Annotated in this window: 16 protein-coding genes; 10 read left to right on the forward strand and 6 right to left on the reverse strand. The window is 60.2% G+C overall.

The features are described from left to right. Positions 1 to 70: 70 nt before the first annotated feature. The 9 genes from ACO6TG_RS24300 (at position 71) to ACO6TG_RS24340 (ending at position 11,418) form a co-directional block, all read left to right on the forward strand. Entirely contained in the window at positions 71 to 568 is a 498-nt protein-coding gene (locus ACO6TG_RS24300; protein WP_094069916.1) for a class I SAM-dependent methyltransferase, read from the forward strand. Positions 569 to 596: 28 nt separating this feature from the next. Then, complete coding sequence (locus tag ACO6TG_RS24305; RefSeq protein ID WP_422375561.1) at positions 597 to 1,787, forward strand: CaiB/BaiF CoA transferase family protein; 1,191 nt, start codon at positions 597 to 599, stop codon at positions 1,785 to 1,787. A gap of 15 nt (positions 1,788 to 1,802) precedes the next feature. Beyond that, positions 1,803 to 2,387 carry an NUDIX domain-containing protein gene (locus ACO6TG_RS24310; RefSeq protein ID WP_422375562.1) on the forward strand — a complete coding sequence of 195 codons (585 nt, stop codon included), beginning with the start codon at positions 1,803 to 1,805 and terminating at the stop codon, positions 2,385 to 2,387. 94 nt (positions 2,388 to 2,481) lie between these two features. After that, a complete protein-coding gene (locus tag ACO6TG_RS24315) occupies positions 2,482 to 4,362 on the forward strand; it encodes an adenylate/guanylate cyclase domain-containing protein (protein ID WP_422375563.1) in 1,881 nt (626 codons plus the stop codon). A gap of 189 nt (positions 4,363 to 4,551) precedes the next feature. After that, positions 4,552 to 6,438, forward strand: a complete 1,887-nt coding sequence (locus ACO6TG_RS24320; protein WP_422375564.1) for a dipeptide ABC transporter ATP-binding protein — start codon at positions 4,552 to 4,554, stop codon at positions 6,436 to 6,438. Continuing rightward, positions 6,435 to 8,321 carry an ABC transporter substrate-binding protein gene (locus tag ACO6TG_RS24325; protein ID WP_422375565.1) on the forward strand — a complete coding sequence of 629 codons (1,887 nt, stop codon included), beginning with the start codon at positions 6,435 to 6,437 and terminating at the stop codon, positions 8,319 to 8,321. Before ACO6TG_RS24320 ends, ACO6TG_RS24325 begins: the two co-directional genes overlap by 4 nt. A gap of 234 nt (positions 8,322 to 8,555) precedes the next feature. Continuing rightward, on the forward strand, positions 8,556 to 9,581 hold the full coding sequence (locus tag ACO6TG_RS24330) for an ABC transporter permease (protein ID WP_422375566.1): 1,026 nt from the start codon (positions 8,556 to 8,558) through the stop codon (positions 9,579 to 9,581). Continuing rightward, positions 9,578 to 10,759 (forward strand): ABC transporter permease, encoded by a 1,182-nt coding sequence (locus ACO6TG_RS24335; protein WP_094069923.1) that lies wholly within the window; start codon positions 9,578 to 9,580, stop codon positions 10,757 to 10,759. Before ACO6TG_RS24330 ends, ACO6TG_RS24335 begins: the two co-directional genes overlap by 4 nt. A gap of 65 nt (positions 10,760 to 10,824) precedes the next feature. After that, on the forward strand, positions 10,825 to 11,418 hold the full coding sequence (locus ACO6TG_RS24340; RefSeq protein ID WP_422375567.1) for a class I SAM-dependent methyltransferase: 594 nt from the start codon (positions 10,825 to 10,827) through the stop codon (positions 11,416 to 11,418). Between the two features lie 291 nt (positions 11,419 to 11,709). Here ACO6TG_RS24340 and ACO6TG_RS24345 read toward each other — a convergent pair whose 3' ends face one another. Together ACO6TG_RS24345 and ACO6TG_RS24350 are read right to left on the reverse strand one after the other, a co-directional pair. Then, the gene (locus ACO6TG_RS24345; RefSeq protein ID WP_422375568.1) at positions 11,710 to 11,946 is read right to left on the reverse strand and encodes a hypothetical protein; all 237 of its coding nucleotides are present in this window, start codon (positions 11,944 to 11,946) and stop codon (positions 11,710 to 11,712) included. A 287-nt stretch (positions 11,947 to 12,233) separates the two neighbouring features. Further along, entirely contained in the window at positions 12,234 to 12,521 is a 288-nt protein-coding gene (locus ACO6TG_RS24350) for a DUF1330 domain-containing protein (RefSeq protein ID WP_094069927.1), read from the reverse strand. Between the two features lie 161 nt (positions 12,522 to 12,682). Here ACO6TG_RS24350 and ACO6TG_RS24355 point away from each other — a divergent pair, with 161 nt between their 5' ends. After that, positions 12,683 to 13,573, forward strand: coding sequence for a LysR family transcriptional regulator (locus ACO6TG_RS24355; protein WP_422375569.1), 891 nt, complete (start codon positions 12,683 to 12,685; stop codon positions 13,571 to 13,573). A gap of 7 nt (positions 13,574 to 13,580) precedes the next feature. Here ACO6TG_RS24355 and ACO6TG_RS24360 read toward each other — a convergent pair whose 3' ends face one another. Genes ACO6TG_RS24360 through nthA form a run of 4 tightly spaced genes read right to left on the reverse strand, consistent with a single transcriptional unit; the run spans position 13,581 to position 15,681 of the window. Next, positions 13,581 to 14,033 carry a methyltransferase family protein gene (locus ACO6TG_RS24360; RefSeq protein WP_422375570.1) on the reverse strand — a complete coding sequence of 151 codons (453 nt, stop codon included), beginning with the start codon at positions 14,031 to 14,033 and terminating at the stop codon, positions 13,581 to 13,583. Between the two features lie 7 nt (positions 14,034 to 14,040). After that, positions 14,041 to 14,403: a nitrile hydratase accessory protein gene (locus ACO6TG_RS24365; RefSeq protein ID WP_422375571.1), complete on the reverse strand. Its 363-nt coding sequence runs from the start codon at positions 14,401 to 14,403 to the stop codon at positions 14,041 to 14,043. Beyond that, on the reverse strand, positions 14,390 to 15,049 hold the full coding sequence (gene nthB, locus ACO6TG_RS24370) for a nitrile hydratase subunit beta (protein WP_422375572.1): 660 nt from the start codon (positions 15,047 to 15,049) through the stop codon (positions 14,390 to 14,392). The genes ACO6TG_RS24365 and nthB overlap by 14 nt, the downstream gene beginning before the upstream one ends. Then, a complete protein-coding gene (gene nthA / locus ACO6TG_RS24375; protein WP_422375573.1) occupies positions 15,046 to 15,681 on the reverse strand; it encodes a nitrile hydratase subunit alpha in 636 nt (211 codons plus the stop codon). Before nthA ends, nthB begins: the two co-directional genes overlap by 4 nt. Positions 15,682 to 15,701: the final 20 nt, after the last annotated feature.

A 15,701-nucleotide genomic window follows, 5' to 3' on the forward strand; every position in this document is an offset into this window, starting at 1 on the left:
CATGGGGGTTTTGACCTTGGGCAGGGCATTGTCTATGTGAGGAGCGACATCAGTTACAGGGACCTTCTGAATGAGCCGCTTGGACAGTTTTATCCGCCGCATGACGTCGCAGAAAATCCTGCTGGAACACCTGGTCGACAAGGTTAACGAAGTTGAAGGCCCCGTGCTTGAGCTCGGACTGGGCAACGGCCGGACCTATGACCATCTGCGCGAGATTTATCCGAACAAGGAAATTTTCGTTTTTGATTTTGCCATGAACTGCCACCCGAGCTGCGCTCCGGATGCGGAGCACATGATCCTCGGGGATATCCGCGACACGCTGGCCTTCTGCGAACCGCGGGTGAAAGCCAAGGCCTCGTTTGCCCATATCGATATCGGATCAGCCGATCCGACCAACGACCTGGCGATCGTCAACTGGCTGGCTCCGCTGATCGATCAGCGCATGGCGGTCGGTGGATTTGTCCTGACGGCTCTGGAGCTGGACCTCGCCAATTTCGAGACGCTGGAAAAGCCGGAAGGCATTCACCCGGGCCGCTACCACGTCTACCGCAAGACAGGCGAAGCCTGATCCTTCTGCTCACCAAGGGACGAATCTCATGAGTGCGCCACTTGCAGGCATCAAGGTTGTCGAGCTTGCCCGCATCCTCGCCGGCCCCTGGACCGGACAGACGCTCGCGGATCTGGGCGCCGACGTCATCAAGGTGGAAAGCCCCCAGGGCGACGACACCCGAGGCTGGGGCCCGCCCTTTGTCAAAGACGACGCCGGGGCAGACCGGGATGCGGCCTATTTCCATGCCTGCAACCGCGGCAAACGCTCCATCACGGTCGACTTCCGCACAGAAGAAGGCCAGGATATTGTTCGCCGCCTCGTCGCCGATGCAGATATTCTGGTCGAGAATTTCAAGGTCGGCGGCCTCGCAAAATATGGCCTCGACTATGAACGCCTCGCCAGGGTCAATCCGAAGCTGATCTACTGTTCCATTACCGGGTTCGGTCAGGACGGTCCTTACGCCCATCGCGCGGGCTACGATTTCATGATCCAGGGCATGGGCGGCATCATGGATCTGACGGGTGAGCCGGATGGGGCTCCGCAGAAGATCGGCGTTGCCTTTGCCGACATCTTTACCGGTCTTTACGGCGTCGTAGGCGTTCTGGCGGCCCTGCGCCGCCGCGATCAGACCGGGGAAGGCGAGTGGGTCGACATGGGCCTGCTTGACGCCCAGGTCGGTGTCCTGGCCAACCAGGCGCTGAATTACTTTGTCTCCGGCAAGGCGCCCAGGCGGCTCGGCAATGCCCATCCCAACATTGTGCCCTATCAGGTGTTTCCCGCCAGCGACGGCCACCTGATCATTGCCGTCGGCAATGACGGCCAGTTCCGGAGGCTTTGCGGCGTGCTTGGCCGGCCGGAGCTTGCAGAAGAACCGAGATACGCCACCAATGCTGCGCGGGTCGCCTGCCGCGCCGAACTCGTGCCGATCCTGATCGCCGAGACGGAAACGCGCAGCCGTGACGATCTTCTGGCCGCGCTGGAAGGCGAAGGTGTTCCCGCCGGGCCGATCAATTCCGTTGAGGACGTGTTTGAGGACGTTCAGGTTCAACACCGTGGGCTCAAGGTTGACCTGCCGGCGACAGGGACAGAACAGGGCACTGTCGCATCCGTGCGAACGCCGATCCGGTTCAGGAACGGCGAACTGGTCTTGCAACGGGCTGCGCCAGAATTAGGCGAGCACACCGATGAAATTCTGGCGGAACTCGGACTTGCTCTGCAAAAAGCCGCCTCAGACTGAACCGGAGTGTGCCCAATGAAGGATGCGGACTTTCTGGAAATCGTCGACAGCACGGTTCTGTCAAGGCAATGGGGCACACTGACCCAATACAAGATCCGGTACCGCAGGCGGGACGGGACGTGGCAGGACCAGATACGCGAAGTCTATGACCGCGGCCACGGCGCTGCCTGTCTGCTCCACAATCCGGAAACCGGCTGTGTGCTGCTGACGCGCCAGTTCCGGTTGCCGGTCTGGTTCAGTGGCAAGACACCCTTTGTCATCGAAGCGCCGGCCGGTTTGCTGGAAGGGGCGAACCCGGACGAGCGTATGCGCGCCGAGCTGATCGAGGAGACCGGCTTCCAGATCTCCGAACTGGAACATCTTTACGATCTGTTGATGAGCCCGGGATCGGTCACGGAATATCTGGCATTTTTCACCGGAACCTACCATCTGAAGGACAAGGTGTCGGAAGGTGGCGGCGAAGAAGGTGAAGGTGAGGACATCGAAGTGATGCATGTGCCGCTCAAGGACGCGCTTGCCATGATTCGGTCGGGAGAGATCGCGGACGCAAAAACCGTTGTGCTCCTGCAGGAGCTGGCGTTGCGGCAGGCCGGTCTCTGACAGCTGTTTCACGTTGGATTGGCGGCACCTGCCTTAATTTGACGCTAAGCCTCTGGCAGGTAAGCTGCCAGGAAACAACAAGGGTCCGGACCCGATGAAGGAAGACAAGCGCAGCCGCCAGCGGATCAAGCTGACCCTGACGACCATCGTCGGGCTGAGCTTCGGTGCGTTTGTCGCTGTCGCTATCGGTCTTGTGCTGGCACTGTCGGTTTCGGCGAACTTCAAGAACACCTTCTCGCTCCTCAACGACAAGACCATCCTGAGCACCCAGGCGCTTGAAACCCAGTTGCGTACGCATTTCTCTTCGATCGAAAACGCCATCGTCGGTCTGAAACCCTATTTCGACAATGGCACGATCGGCTTTGAGCGCCCGGAGCGGACGCTCGAGGACCTGACCATTGCGCTCAAGTCCAACAGCGACATCACCACGCTGGCGGTGACCGGTACCGACGGACGGAGGATCGGGGTCTATCGCGCGCCCAACGGCAAGATCTGGCGTATCAATTCCGACGCACCGCCACCCGGCATGACGTCTCACGAATTGCCGGAACTGGCCAGCGACAGCCCCCCGACCTGGGGCGCGCTCGTCAAGCACGAGGTTGGACTGTTTGCCAATGTTTCCGTTCCGCTGACCCGGAACGGCGCCATTATCGGGACACTCACTGCGGCAACCTCCATGGAAGAACTTGGCCGCATCGTCTCGGCCCAGGACGAGGGTGTCGACAACACGGTGTTCATCATTGCGGACGGGGATCAGGTCGTCCTGCATTCGGATTCTGAAAGCCTCCAGACGGGCGGCTCCATCAAGGACAATATTCCAGGCTCCTGGCTCAATGTGGGCGATCCAGTCCTTGCGGCAATTGCCACGGAAGAAAAGCTGGAAGAGTTCAAGAAGGCGGCGGATCTCGGCATAGACGTGTCGTTTGTCACCGCCAATGACGACGAATACATCATGATGAAGGCGCTGCTGGACGGTTTCAGCGACAAGCCCTGGACCGTCGGTCAGTATTATCTCGGCACGACGGTGTCCCGGGAAGTGCGGCGTCTGGCCGGCTCGATGTTTGTCGGCTTTGGTGCCCTGGTCGTGTCGGTCCTCATTGCCTTCTGGATGGGGCGCCGTGTCGCGCGCCCGCTCAAATACCTGGCCCTGCAGTCGAAACGGGTCGGAACCCTGTCCCTGAGTGAGGTGGAACCCCTGCCGCGCAGCCGTGTGGCGGAGATCGATCAGGTCGCCCTGGCGTTCAATTCGATGGTGGAAGGCCTGAAGGCCATGAACACCTACGTTCCGCGTTCTTTGTTCATCAAGCTGATGCGGCTTGGTGGCGGGCAGGCTGCCGAGGCACGGGAGGCTGAACTCACCATCCTGTTCACCGACATTGTCGGCTTCACGGCCCTGTCGGAACATCTGAGTGCTGAAAAGACGGCCGGGCTGCTCAACGACCATTTTGCCATTCTGGTGGAAGCGGTTGAAGCCGAAGGCGGGACAGTCGACAAGTTTCTGGGAGACGGCATGCTGGCCTTCTGGGGGGCGCCGGATGCCCGGCCAGACCACGCGGAGGCTGCTGTGCGAACGGCGCGCCGAATTGCAGGCGCGCTGCATGAAGCCAACCAGAAGGCGGAAAGAGAAGGACGTCCGCAAATGTTCCTGCGGATCGGTATTCATACCGGTGAGGCTGTGGTCGGCAATGTCGGCGCGCTTGACCGCTGGAATTACACGGTCGTCGGCGACACGGTGAATGCGGCCGAACGGCTGCAGACCCTCGGCAAGGAAGTGCCGGGTACGCCGGAAGTAACGATCCTGGCCAGCGCCGACACCGTGGCGCAATTGCCACGCGAACGCCATCAGCGGGCGGTCGGGGCGCATCATCTGCGTGGCCGCAGCGGGCGCATGGAAGTCTACTGGCTGGATCCGTTTGCTGTTGCCGATTCGCAAAAAGAAGAACCGCAAGAGTTGCCCGTGTCGGCAGCGGAATAGGGCTTCCGTAGCGGCAAAATCATTGCCGACACTGGAAGTGCAGCAACTTTTCGCAAAATGTGACGTAGATCACATGTGCCGGGTCACTAATCCTGCATTGCTATCCCCAGGCGAATTTGGTTGTCTTTGAAATGCAATGAGGGCTTAGTAAGCCACGTTGAGACATCCTTGCCTGGGAGGAAACGTGCAGTGAATGTTCTCTCGATTGAGGGACTGACGGTAGATTTTAATACGGCGGAAGGTCGGGTCCGGGCTGTTGACGACGTATCTTTCGTCGTGCCTGAGAACCGCACAGTCGCGCTGGTTGGTGAATCCGGATCAGGCAAGACGGTTATCTCGCAAACGATCATGGGGCTTTTGCCGCAGGCGGCGAGCATTACATCCGGCCAGGTCATCCTGGCCGACCCGACTGGTGCGGAACCACCGGTCGACATCGCATCGCTGGACCGCAAGGGTCCGCAAATGCGCCACCTGCGGGGCAACCGCGTTGCCATCATCTTCCAGGAACCGATGACGTCCCTGTCGCCGCTGCATACGATCGGCGATCAGATCGGCGAAGCTGCGCTGCTGCACAGGAATGTCTCCAGTGCCGAGGCACGCGAGCTGACCCAGACGATGCTGAGCCTGGTGAAGTTCCCCGATCCCAAGCGCGCCCTCGACACCTATCCGTTCGAATTGTCAGGCGGTTTGCGACAGCGGGCCATGATCGCCATGGCGATGATCTGCAACCCGGCGCTCCTGATTGCCGACGAACCGACGACCGCGCTGGACGTCACCATCCAGGCCGAAATCCTGAAGCTGATCCGTGAGGTCCAGTCCGAACTGCGCATGTCGGTGCTGATGATCACACATGATTTTGGCGTGGTTGCCAACATGGCCGACGAGATCGCGGTAATCTATCACGGCCGCATCATGGAAAAGGGCACGGCCGAGCAGCTCTTCTCCAATCCGCAGCACGATTACCTGAAGGCGCTGCTCAATGCGGTGCCGAGTTTTCACATGGACAAGGAGGAGCGCCTTGTCCCGATCCGTCCGATTGAACTGAAATCCGAGGACCTGACAAGCAACCGTCCGCATTGCGAGGTTGCCCCCGGCGAGCCGCTGGTGGAAATGCGCGACGTCACCAAGCAGTTCACCTTGCGCAAGGGCTCGCTGCTTGGCGGCAAGGCCAAGACGATGACGGCGCTCGACAGCATCAACCTGACCATCCGGCGCGGCGAGTGTCTCGGCCTTGTGGGGGAATCGGGGTCCGGCAAGACCACCGCGGCCAAGGCCATCCTGCGCGCACTCGACATTGAGGGTGGCCAGGTGCTGTACAATCGCGGCAAGGGATTGGAGGATGTTTCCAAACTCAGCGGTCCGGCGCTGATGGACTACCGCCGCCGTGTCCAGCTGATTTTTCAGGACCCGTTTTCCTCGCTCAATCCCCGCATGACCATCAACGATACGCTGATGGAACCGCTGGAAGTGCACGGCATCGGCACGCCAAAGGAGCGGGCGGAGCGGGCGCGTAACCTGATGAACCTGGTTGGTCTCGATCCGAGGTTTCTGCGCCGCTACCCGCATTCCTTCTCCGGCGGTCAGCGCCAGAGGATCGGCATTGCCCGGGCCCTTGCGCTCAATCCGGAGTTCATTTTGTGCGACGAGCCGACCTCGGCGCTCGATGTGTCCGTGCAGGCCCAGATCCTCAATCTGTTGCAGGACCTCAAACGCGATCTCAACCTGACCTACCTGTTCGTCAGCCATAACCTGGCTGTGGTAGACTATGTCGCTGACCGGATCGCCGTGATGTGCCGCGGCCGTCTTGTGGAGCTGGGCGAGACCCGCACGGTCGTCGGCAATCCGCTTCACCCATATACAAAGGCGCTGTTGTCGGCGGTTCCCGAACCGGACCTGTCAGCGCCGCTCGACTTTGCCGCTCTCGATGCCAAAAGAGCATCGGAGCCGCATTTATGGCCGGAACCTTTCCGCTTGGCAGACGGCGATGCGCCGTCTCTGATTGAAATGGAACCGGATCACTTTGTCTGCGCACCTGGCCTGAAGAACACCGGGGCGCTTGAGGGGACAGCAGCATGAAGCTTAAGAATTCCATCCGGGCAGGGCTATTCCTGACTGCAGCCTTGATGGCGGGGCCCTTGGCCGCGCTGGAGTTGCAGGAGACGCCCGGCCTTGATCCGTCACTACCGCCGGTAGCCGAGCGGCTTCCGACAGAACCCCTGGTGGTCGACCTTGAAGCTAAGGGACGCAAGACCGGCAAACACGGCGGTGCCATCGATACGCTGATCGGCCGGGCCAAGGATGTCCGCCTGATCAATGTCTGGGGCTATGCTCGCCTGGTCGGCTATAACGAGCAGCTCGAATTGCTGCCCGATCTCCTGCAGGATGTCGAGGTCGAGGACGGTCGGATTTTCACCTTGCACACGCGTGAAGGCCACAAATGGTCTGACGGTCATCCGTTCGGCGCCGAAGACATCCGCTACTATTTCGAGGACATTGTCAGCAACGAGAACCTGACACCATCCGGCCTGCCGCCCTTCCTGCTCGTGAACGGCAAGGGGCCCAAGTTCGAGGTTCTGGACGAAACCACCGTCCGCTTCACCTGGGACGAACCGAACCCGCTGTTCCTGCCGGAACTGGCAAAGTCGCGGCCGCCCTTCATTTATCGGCCGGCGCATTATCTGAAACAGTTTCACGAAAAATACGGCGACCCGGATGTGATCGCCAAGGAAGCGGCCAAGGTGAAGGCGCGCAGCTGGGCGCCACTCCACAACAAGAAGGACGACATGTACAATGCGCGCAATGTCGACCTTCCGACATTGCAGCCCTGGGTGCGCAAGCGCGATGACAGCGATCTGCGTTTCATTCTGGAACGCAATCCCTATTACCACCGCGTCGACAGCACCGGCCAACAGCTGCCCTATGCCGACGAAGTCATCATGACCGTTGCGGACGGCAAGCTGATCCCGGCCAAGACCCAGGCCGGCGAAAGCAATCTCCAGGCCCGCAACCTCAGCTTCTCCGACATCACGGTCCTGAAAAAGGGCGAGAAGCAGAACGGTTACGTGACCGCGCTCTGGTCCAACAGCAAGGGCTCGGAAATTTCCATCCTGCCGAACCTGACGGTCAAGGATCCTGTCTGGCGGGAACTGCTGCGCGATTCGCGTTTCCGGCATGCCCTGTCGGTGGCGATTGACCGAAATCTCCTGAACCGGGTGCTTTTCTTTGGTCTCGGCACACCGGGCAACGATACGGTTCTGGCTTCCAGCCCGCTCTACAAGGCTGAGCTCACCACCAAGTGGGCCGAATATGATCCGGACAAGGCCAATGCGCTTCTGGACGAGATCGGCCTGACGAAACGCGACAAGAAGGGCATCCGCTTGATGCCGGATGGACGGCCGCTGGAGATCATCGTCGAGACCTCCGGTGAACAGCAGGTCCAGGACGATGCGCTCGAGCTGGTCAAGGAAATGTGGAAGGAAGTCGGCGTTGCCCTTTTCGCCAAGCCGAGCCAGCGCGACAACATGCGTGAGCGTGCCATCACAGGCGATCTGGTGATGTCGGTCTGGACGGGCTTCGAAAACGGAATCCCGACCTCCGAAATGCCGCCGGATGACTTTGCTCCCGTGCATGGCGACAGCTTCTCCTGGCACAAATGGGGCGACTATTACGAGACCCAGGGCGAGGGCGGCGAAAAGCCCGACTGGGCCCCGGCCGAGCGCCTGATGGAACTCTACAAGGCCTGGCTCGTTTCCAGGACGCCGGAAGAGCGCACCAAGATCTGGGAGGAAATGCTCCAGATCCACGCCGATGAAACCATCCATATCGGTCTGGTCTCCGGTGTGCGTCAGCCGGTCGTGATCAAGAATGTCGAAAATGTTCCGCTGGAAGGCATCTATGGCTGGGACCCGGGAGCCCACTACGGCATTCACCGCATGGATGAGTTCTTCAAGGCAGACTGACCGGAACGTGCAAAAGAAAATGTCCCGGCCCGGACAGAAAATAATTCTGACCGGGCCGGAACGAAAGAAGCGCGGATGAGGTCTTCCATCACATCTTTCGGTATTTCCGCCTTCATGTTAGGCCAAGGCCTGACACATGCTGATTTTTCGTCATAGTATCGAGACGGAAATCGACTTTTAGTGCAGGTATTGATGAGCGGTCTGCGCGACGTCTCGGGGCTGAGGGGAGTTTAGGTGCTCTATTACATTTTCCGCCGCATCTTGATGATGATCCCTACCTTGCTGGTGATCAGTTTTCTCACCTTCCTGATCATCGAGCTTCCGGCCGGCGACTATATTTCCAACCAGATTGCCGCGCTGAAGTCCTCCGGCGAGAGCTCCTCGGTCGCGAAGCTTGAATTCCTGCGCAAGGAATTCTCCCTCGACCGTCCCTTTTTCGAGCGCTACCTGATCTGGATAGGTCTCTGGCCCGGACCGCACGGTTTCGACGGCCTGATCCAGGGCAACTGGGGCTGGTCTTTCGAATTTGACAAGCCGGTGGAACAGGTGATCGGCCCGACACTGCCGCTGACGGTCGTTCTCAACTTTGCCACCATCCTCTTCGTCTATGTCGTGTCGTTCCCGATCGGGATCTATTCCGCGACCAGGCAATATTCCTGGGGCGACTATGGCATCACCTTTGTCGGCTATATCGGTCTGGCGACGCCGAACTTCCTGCTCGCGCTGATCCTGCTCTATTTCTTCAATCGCTGGTTCGGGCTCTCGGTCGGTGGCCTGATGGCGCCGGAATACATTGACCAGCCCTGGAGTTTCGACAAGGCAATGTCTGTGCTGGCCCACCTGATTGTGCCGACTATCGTCATCGGCACATCCGGAACGGCGGCGATGATCCGGCGATTGCGCGCCAACCTGCTGGACGAATTGCACAAGCAGTATGTCACCACCGGCCGCGCCAAGGGGCTGAAGGAAAACCAGCTCCTGGTGAAATACCCGCTCCGCATGGCGATCAACCCGTTCATTGCCGATATCGGCAACCTCATCCCCTCCATGGTCTCCGGCTCGGTCATTGTCTCCGTGGTGATGAGCCTGCCGACGGTCGGACCCGTGCTGGTATCCGCGCTGCAATCGCAGGATCAGTTCCTGTCAGGCTTCATCCTGCTCTTTGTTGCTGTCCTGACGCTCATTGGCATGCTGATTTCCGACCTGCTGCTGGCAGTGCTTGATCCGCGCATTCGACTGGGCGGGAGGGCGTCGACATGAGCACGGACATGAAGGACAAGACGCCTCAGCGAGTCGTCGAGCACTATGTTGATCCGACCCCGTTCAATCCGGCCACCACGGAGGAAATGACGGCGGAGCAGGAACGCTTCTACCAGGCGTCGCAATGGCAGATCATGTGGTGGAAGTTCAAGCGCCACAAAATTGCGGTCTGGTCGGGCGTCATCCTGATCCTGTTCTACATGTGCGTGCCCTTCGCCGAAGTGATCGCGCCATATGAGGCAAACACCCGCGACAGCCTGCATCTCTATGCGCCGCCGCAGCCCATTCACCTGTTCCATGAAGGCTCGTTTGTCGGTCCGTTCGTCTATGGTATGACGTCGGAAATCGACATGGAGACCCTGCAATGGGTCTTCAAGGACGATCCGAATGACGTTCAGCGGCTGCGCTTTTTCTGCAGCGGCGACGACTACATGTTCTGGGGGCTGTTCGAGGCAAGGTTCCACCTGGTCTGTCCGGCCGAGGGCGGCACGATGTTCCTGCTCGGCACCGACCGCTTGGGACGCGACCAGTTCTCCGGGCTTGTCTACGGTGCCCGGCTGTCGCTCACGGTCGGCCTGATCGGCGTCGCCATCTCGATCATTCTCGGCCTCTTCTTCGGCGGCATTGCAGGCTATTTCGGTGGCATTGCCGACAGCATCATCCAGCGCGCCATTGAAATCATCCGTTCCCTGCCGGAACTGCCGCTCTGGATGGCGCTCTCCGCGGCCTTGCCGGTCACCTGGAGCCCGGTCTGGATCTATTTCGGCCTGACCATCATCCTGGGGCTATTGGACTGGCCGGGGCTCGCGCGCGCCGTGCGATCGAAGCTTCTGTCCTTGCGCGAAGAAGAATATGCCAAGGCGGCCGTTCTGATGGGCGCCAAACCGAAGCGCGTGATCACGCGGCATCTTCTGCCCGGCTTTACCAGCCACATCATTGCTTCTGCCTCCCTGTCGATCCCGTCGATGATCCTGGGTGAAACGGCGCTCTCCTTCCTCAATCTGGGACTGCGGCGACCGGCGATTTCCTGGGGTGTCCTTCTGAACGAGGCGCAGAATATTTCGGTGGTGACCGTCTATCCCTGGCTGATGGCGCCGGTCATTCCGATCATCATCGTGGTTTTGGCCTTCAATTTCCTCGGCGATGGTTTGCGCGACGCGGCCGATCCCTATAAGTGATGCGGTAGAGAGTTTGAGATCCTGGCGGGCCGCTTCGGCCCGCCGTTCAATTTTGGGAAGTCATCATGTCGAAAAATGCCACCACCGCAGCCGGCTGGGACGAGGAATACGAAGCAGGCCGCTGGGCCTTCCTGCGCTCGCTGCCCGAAAGCGGCCGCTATGGCATCATCGGCATGTGGCTTTCCCTGACCGGTTCCATGGACGAGGTGCTCGACATCGGCTGCGGCGAGGGGCTGCTCTATGAACGTCTGCAGCCCATGGGTATCAAGCGCTATGTCGGCATGGACCTGTCCCCGGCATCGCTCGAAATTGCCGATGTCGACCCGGCTATCGCGAGCTTGCGCGCCGGCGACATGCACACGTTTGAACCGCTGGACGGCGAGACTTTCTCGGCCATCGTCTTCAACGAGGTGCTGCATTTCGCGGAAGACCCGGCTGCCCTGATCGCCCGCTATGTCCCGTTCCTGAAGAAGGACGGTGTCATTGCGCTGTCCATGTATTCACCGAAACGGCCCGAATCGGGTGCCAACAAGCTGATCAACAAGCTTTGGGAAGCGACTGACGACGAGACCAAGTGGGATGTCCTCGACGACTACCGGCTCGTGTCCGACAAGAAGGGCGTCACCTGGCGCATGCGGCTGGTGAAGCCTGTTCGTTAAAGACGGGCCCCAGGCATCGTCTCCTCAATTTAAAGACCTTATCTGAGGAGGACCGAAAGGTCCGTCCCGAAGGATGGGCTACGCGTCTTGATCAAGCCCATCCATCGAGATGTCGCATTGCGGCTTCTCAGGTTGAGGTTGGAGTGTGCTGAAGGACCAGCTCGGCAACGTCACAATGGTCAGCTTGCCGATCTGTCAGCCGCGTGAGGTGCTCGGTGAACTCCAGGATTTTTGTTTGAGTGGTGGGCCGCTTCGGAGCTCTGGAACCGTTGGAGCGTCTTTGGCGCTCCGTCAGTGCAATCGCTGACCCGTGTTGCAGAGGTCAGGATCGGCCAGGAAAACACTTTGCGGCTTGGCGGCGCCGTTCTCTTCGCGCCAGCCCCAGGCAATCTCCAGTTCGACAAACTTGATTGATTCCTCGGCTTTTAGATATGTCGCCTCGATCAGGCCGATGCAGCCCCAGCAATCTCCTGACAACGGGTCTTCGTCTACGTCCAGTGGGCGTTCACATAGGGTGCAGCAACTCATTTGAATACTCATTCGGGAAATGATCAAAGTCCGGATCAAACTGACAGTCCGAGCACGTCCTTGCAACAAATAACAATTGCTTCTGTTGCCAGATAAGGAAAGGTTTCACCAGGCGCGCAGGTCTGGTGAAACCTTTTTGACAATATGCCCAGCTCAGTAGACCTCATCCTGAGGAGGACCGGAAGGTCCGTCTCGAAGGATGGGCGGCAATCCGACGAGCAAGCAGCCCATCCTTCGAGACAGCGCAAAAGCTCTTCCTCTAGATGACGACAAAGCTAATAGCGGCCTCAGCCCGGCAACACCACGATGGTCGACTTGCCGCCCTTGTTGCGCAGGGCGTGGATGTCGGCGAGGTCCGGGTCTTCGCGCCAGGCCTTGGCGGCGTCCGGGCTCGGGAAGGAGAGCAGGGCGGTGATGTTGGGGGCGTCATTGGCCGCCTCCAGAACCAGCGGCTCCGGATCTGCGGCAACCACGCTGCCACCGTGGCGGGCGAGGGCCTCCGCGGCTTTTTCGCGATAGGCGCCGAGCGCCTCCTTGTCTGTGACGGTGATCATGGCGAGGGCTTGAACGGTCATCTCAAAAACTCCTTGTGACGAGATGCCAGGAAGCCTGACCCAATTTCACGTGCGAAAAAATGTTCAATTCAGGAATGCGGATGTGCAAAAAAGCACTGGTAGCGGAACTTGAGACTTCCTAGGTTCCGTCGGAGGGAATGTGAGCAGCTGCGGGCAGGGTCTTGGACAATTGGGATGATCTGAAATTCGTGCTCGCCGTCGCCAAGGCGGGCAATGTCACCAAGGCCGCCAGGGTTCTTGGTGTAACCCACTCAACGGTGTCCCGCCGCCTGACCGCGCTGGAGGAACGCCTCGGCACACGATTGTTCGACCGTCTGCCGGAAGGATTTGTCGCGACCAGCGCGGGCGAAGAGGCGGTCGAGACGGCGCGCCGCATGGAAGCAGAAATGCTGTCGCTCGACACGCGCATTACTGCCAGGGATGCCGAGCTGGAAGGGCCCCTGCGGGTGACCGCTGCCCAGCTGATCTTTCAGGTTCAGCTTGCCGAGATCGTGGCCCGTTTCAAGGAGCGGCATCCCCAGATCGATGTCACGATGAACGCCGCCAACGAAATTCTGAGCCTGCACCGGCGCGAGGCCGACATCGCCGTCCGGGTGACTGACAAGCCGGACGAGACCCTGTTTGGACGGCTGGCGACAGGGCAGAACCGCTGTTTCTATGTGTCCCGCGATTTTGCCCGCAGGTTCCAGGAGGCCTGCCGGGACAATCTGACCACAGCGAAAGTGCCTTTCGTTGCCTTTAAATGGTGGAGCAACGGCGTTCCAAAGGAGCTGCGCGAGCGCTATCCGAATGGCGAGATCGCCACTGTCACGGACGACATGATCACCATGCATGCTGCGGTCCGGGCCGGGATGGGGATCGGCCGCCTGCCATGTTTTCTGGGCGACCCGGATCCTGACCTGATACGCCTGCCGGGGGTCGAGCCGACACGCTATTTCGACATCTGGATCCTGACCCATCCGGACCTGAAGAATGTCGCCCGGATCCGCACCTTCCTGCGCTTTGCCGCAGACGCCTTCAAGGCGCGCAGCGGTCTTTATCTCGGATCGTGAGGCCTTGTCAGAGCCAGCGCCGCACGTCGGAAAGATAGACCTCGTACTCGGCCCCGAACACTTGTCTCAGGCTGTCCTCTTCCGGCTTGATCTGGAACTCGGTCATGTACCAGACAAAGAGCGGTGCCACGACAATCACCGTCAGCGTGCCCCAGAAAAGCGCAAAGGCCAGAAGCAGGCAGAGCAACCCCAGATACATCGGATTGCGACTGAAGCGGTAAATGCCTCCCGTCACCAGAGTGGAGGCCTGTTCAGGCGATCTCGGATCGATGGTCGTTTTCCGTGCTATGAATTCAATGACTGCCTGAAGCGCCGGGACAACGCCGGCGAGCCCCAAGAGCAGAGCGGCCGAGACCTGTCCGGGCAAGGTGAGGGAGAGATCGGGAAGGAAACGGTTCCCGGCTGCCAGAAGCAAGACGGCGACGAGGAAAACGGCTGGCGGTGGAATTTTCAGATGCATGACGTGCTCACGTCCTGGCCAGTTCGATCGGCTGGCCGTGCGGTGTCGCTCTCGCTGCTTCGTCCCAAGCCGTCCTGAGGTCCGACAGCTGGCCTGCGCCGGCGATGCCCTTGGCCGTCAGCAACTTTTCGAACGCTGTCAGCCAATGATCATAGTAGCCCAGGGGCTCACCGCTGCCGTCCCCATCGCCGGCAAGCTCTGCGCCGAGCGTGTCTGCCCATTCCGACCAGGAGAACAAACCTGCCTGGTGCGCCTGCAGTGTCATGGCAAAAACGCGCGCCTCCCAGGGAGCCGAGAAAACCGGTCCCCCGTCCTGGTCCAGTGGCAGGCTCGGTGCTTGTGCCTGCGGGCGGGCGTCACGCGAGGTCAAGATACGGCTCCCAAAGATCGATGCGAAGGCTGAGGTCAGGGTCGCTGTCCTCTCCCCAGATATCCGTTCCCTTGAAGGCAACACTGTAGAGCCAGGTTGGTTGTTCACCCTTGCCATGGGCATTGGCATCCGGAAAGACATGCACGCCGTGGATCGCGTCAATGGTGCCGACCGCATCCCGCGCATAGCGGGGCAGGCGGGTGTGATGTTCCGGGTTCATGCGCCTGGTCCGGACGCTGTCGCCAACGCGGAACCGGGCCGGCTGGTCTTCCGCCCGATCGGCCGGGCCACCCTTGGCCAGTGTAGCGGCCACGGCGTCTGCCTTCAGAACCCGGATCACCGGTTTTGCCGGTGCAAGCGATTTGCCGGTTTCGAGTTCTTCCTGGGTCACGAGTTCCTTGTTCAAAAGCAGCTTCTCAAGGCCCTTGGTCCAGATCTCGTAATAGCTGGAACTCAGGTAATCCGCCGGCGGTAAGGATTCGCGCGCGAAGCGGGACGTGTCGATGGTCCAGGAGCCGGTTGCGCCCATGGCAAGCGTCAGCGCAAAGGCACGCTCTTCCCACCTGGCGTGGAAATTCGGCTCGTTGTCTTCCAGCTCGATCGGGCCAAATCCCATCTGGCCGCCAAGGTCCTGTGCCCCGTTCATGCGGCGGTCTCCTTCTGAGCCGGATCAAGGGCGAGGCCGGTGCCGATCATGCTGTCACGGGTGACCAGCTCCGCAAGCAGGTCTTCGTTCCAGCCGTCTGTGCCGGCCGGCCGTTCGGGAATGACCAGATAGCGGACCTCCGCCGTGGAATCCCAGACCCGGATTTCCTTGCCATCCGGCAGTGTGACACCGAATTCCGCCAGGACGCCGCGCGGATCGCGCACCGCGCGCGAGCGATAGGGTGGCGACTTGTACCAGACCGGCGGCAGGCCGAGCACGGTCCACGGGTAGCAGGAGCACAGTGTGCAGACGACCATGTTGTGGGTTTCGGCGGTGTTTTCAACGGCCACCATGTGTTCGCCCTGGCGCCCGGTAAATCCGAATTCCGCAATCGCCGCCGTGGCATCGCTCATCAGCCTTTCCCGGTAAGCCGGGTTGGACCAGGCCCTGGCGACGACCTGGGCACCGTTCTTCGGACCGATCTTGGTTTCATAGGTTTCGATCAGCTCATCCAGGGCAGGCGGATCGATATAGCCCTTTTCGGTCAGCAGCGTCTCGAGCGCCCTGACGCGCAACTCGATCTCGCTGAGCTCTGAATGGTCGTGATCATGGCTGTGGTCGTGACCGGGCATGGGCAGCTCCAGGCTAGGGG

The organism is Roseibium sp. (assembly GCF_965233565.1).
Classification (GTDB): Bacteria; Pseudomonadota; Alphaproteobacteria; order Rhizobiales; family Stappiaceae; genus Roseibium.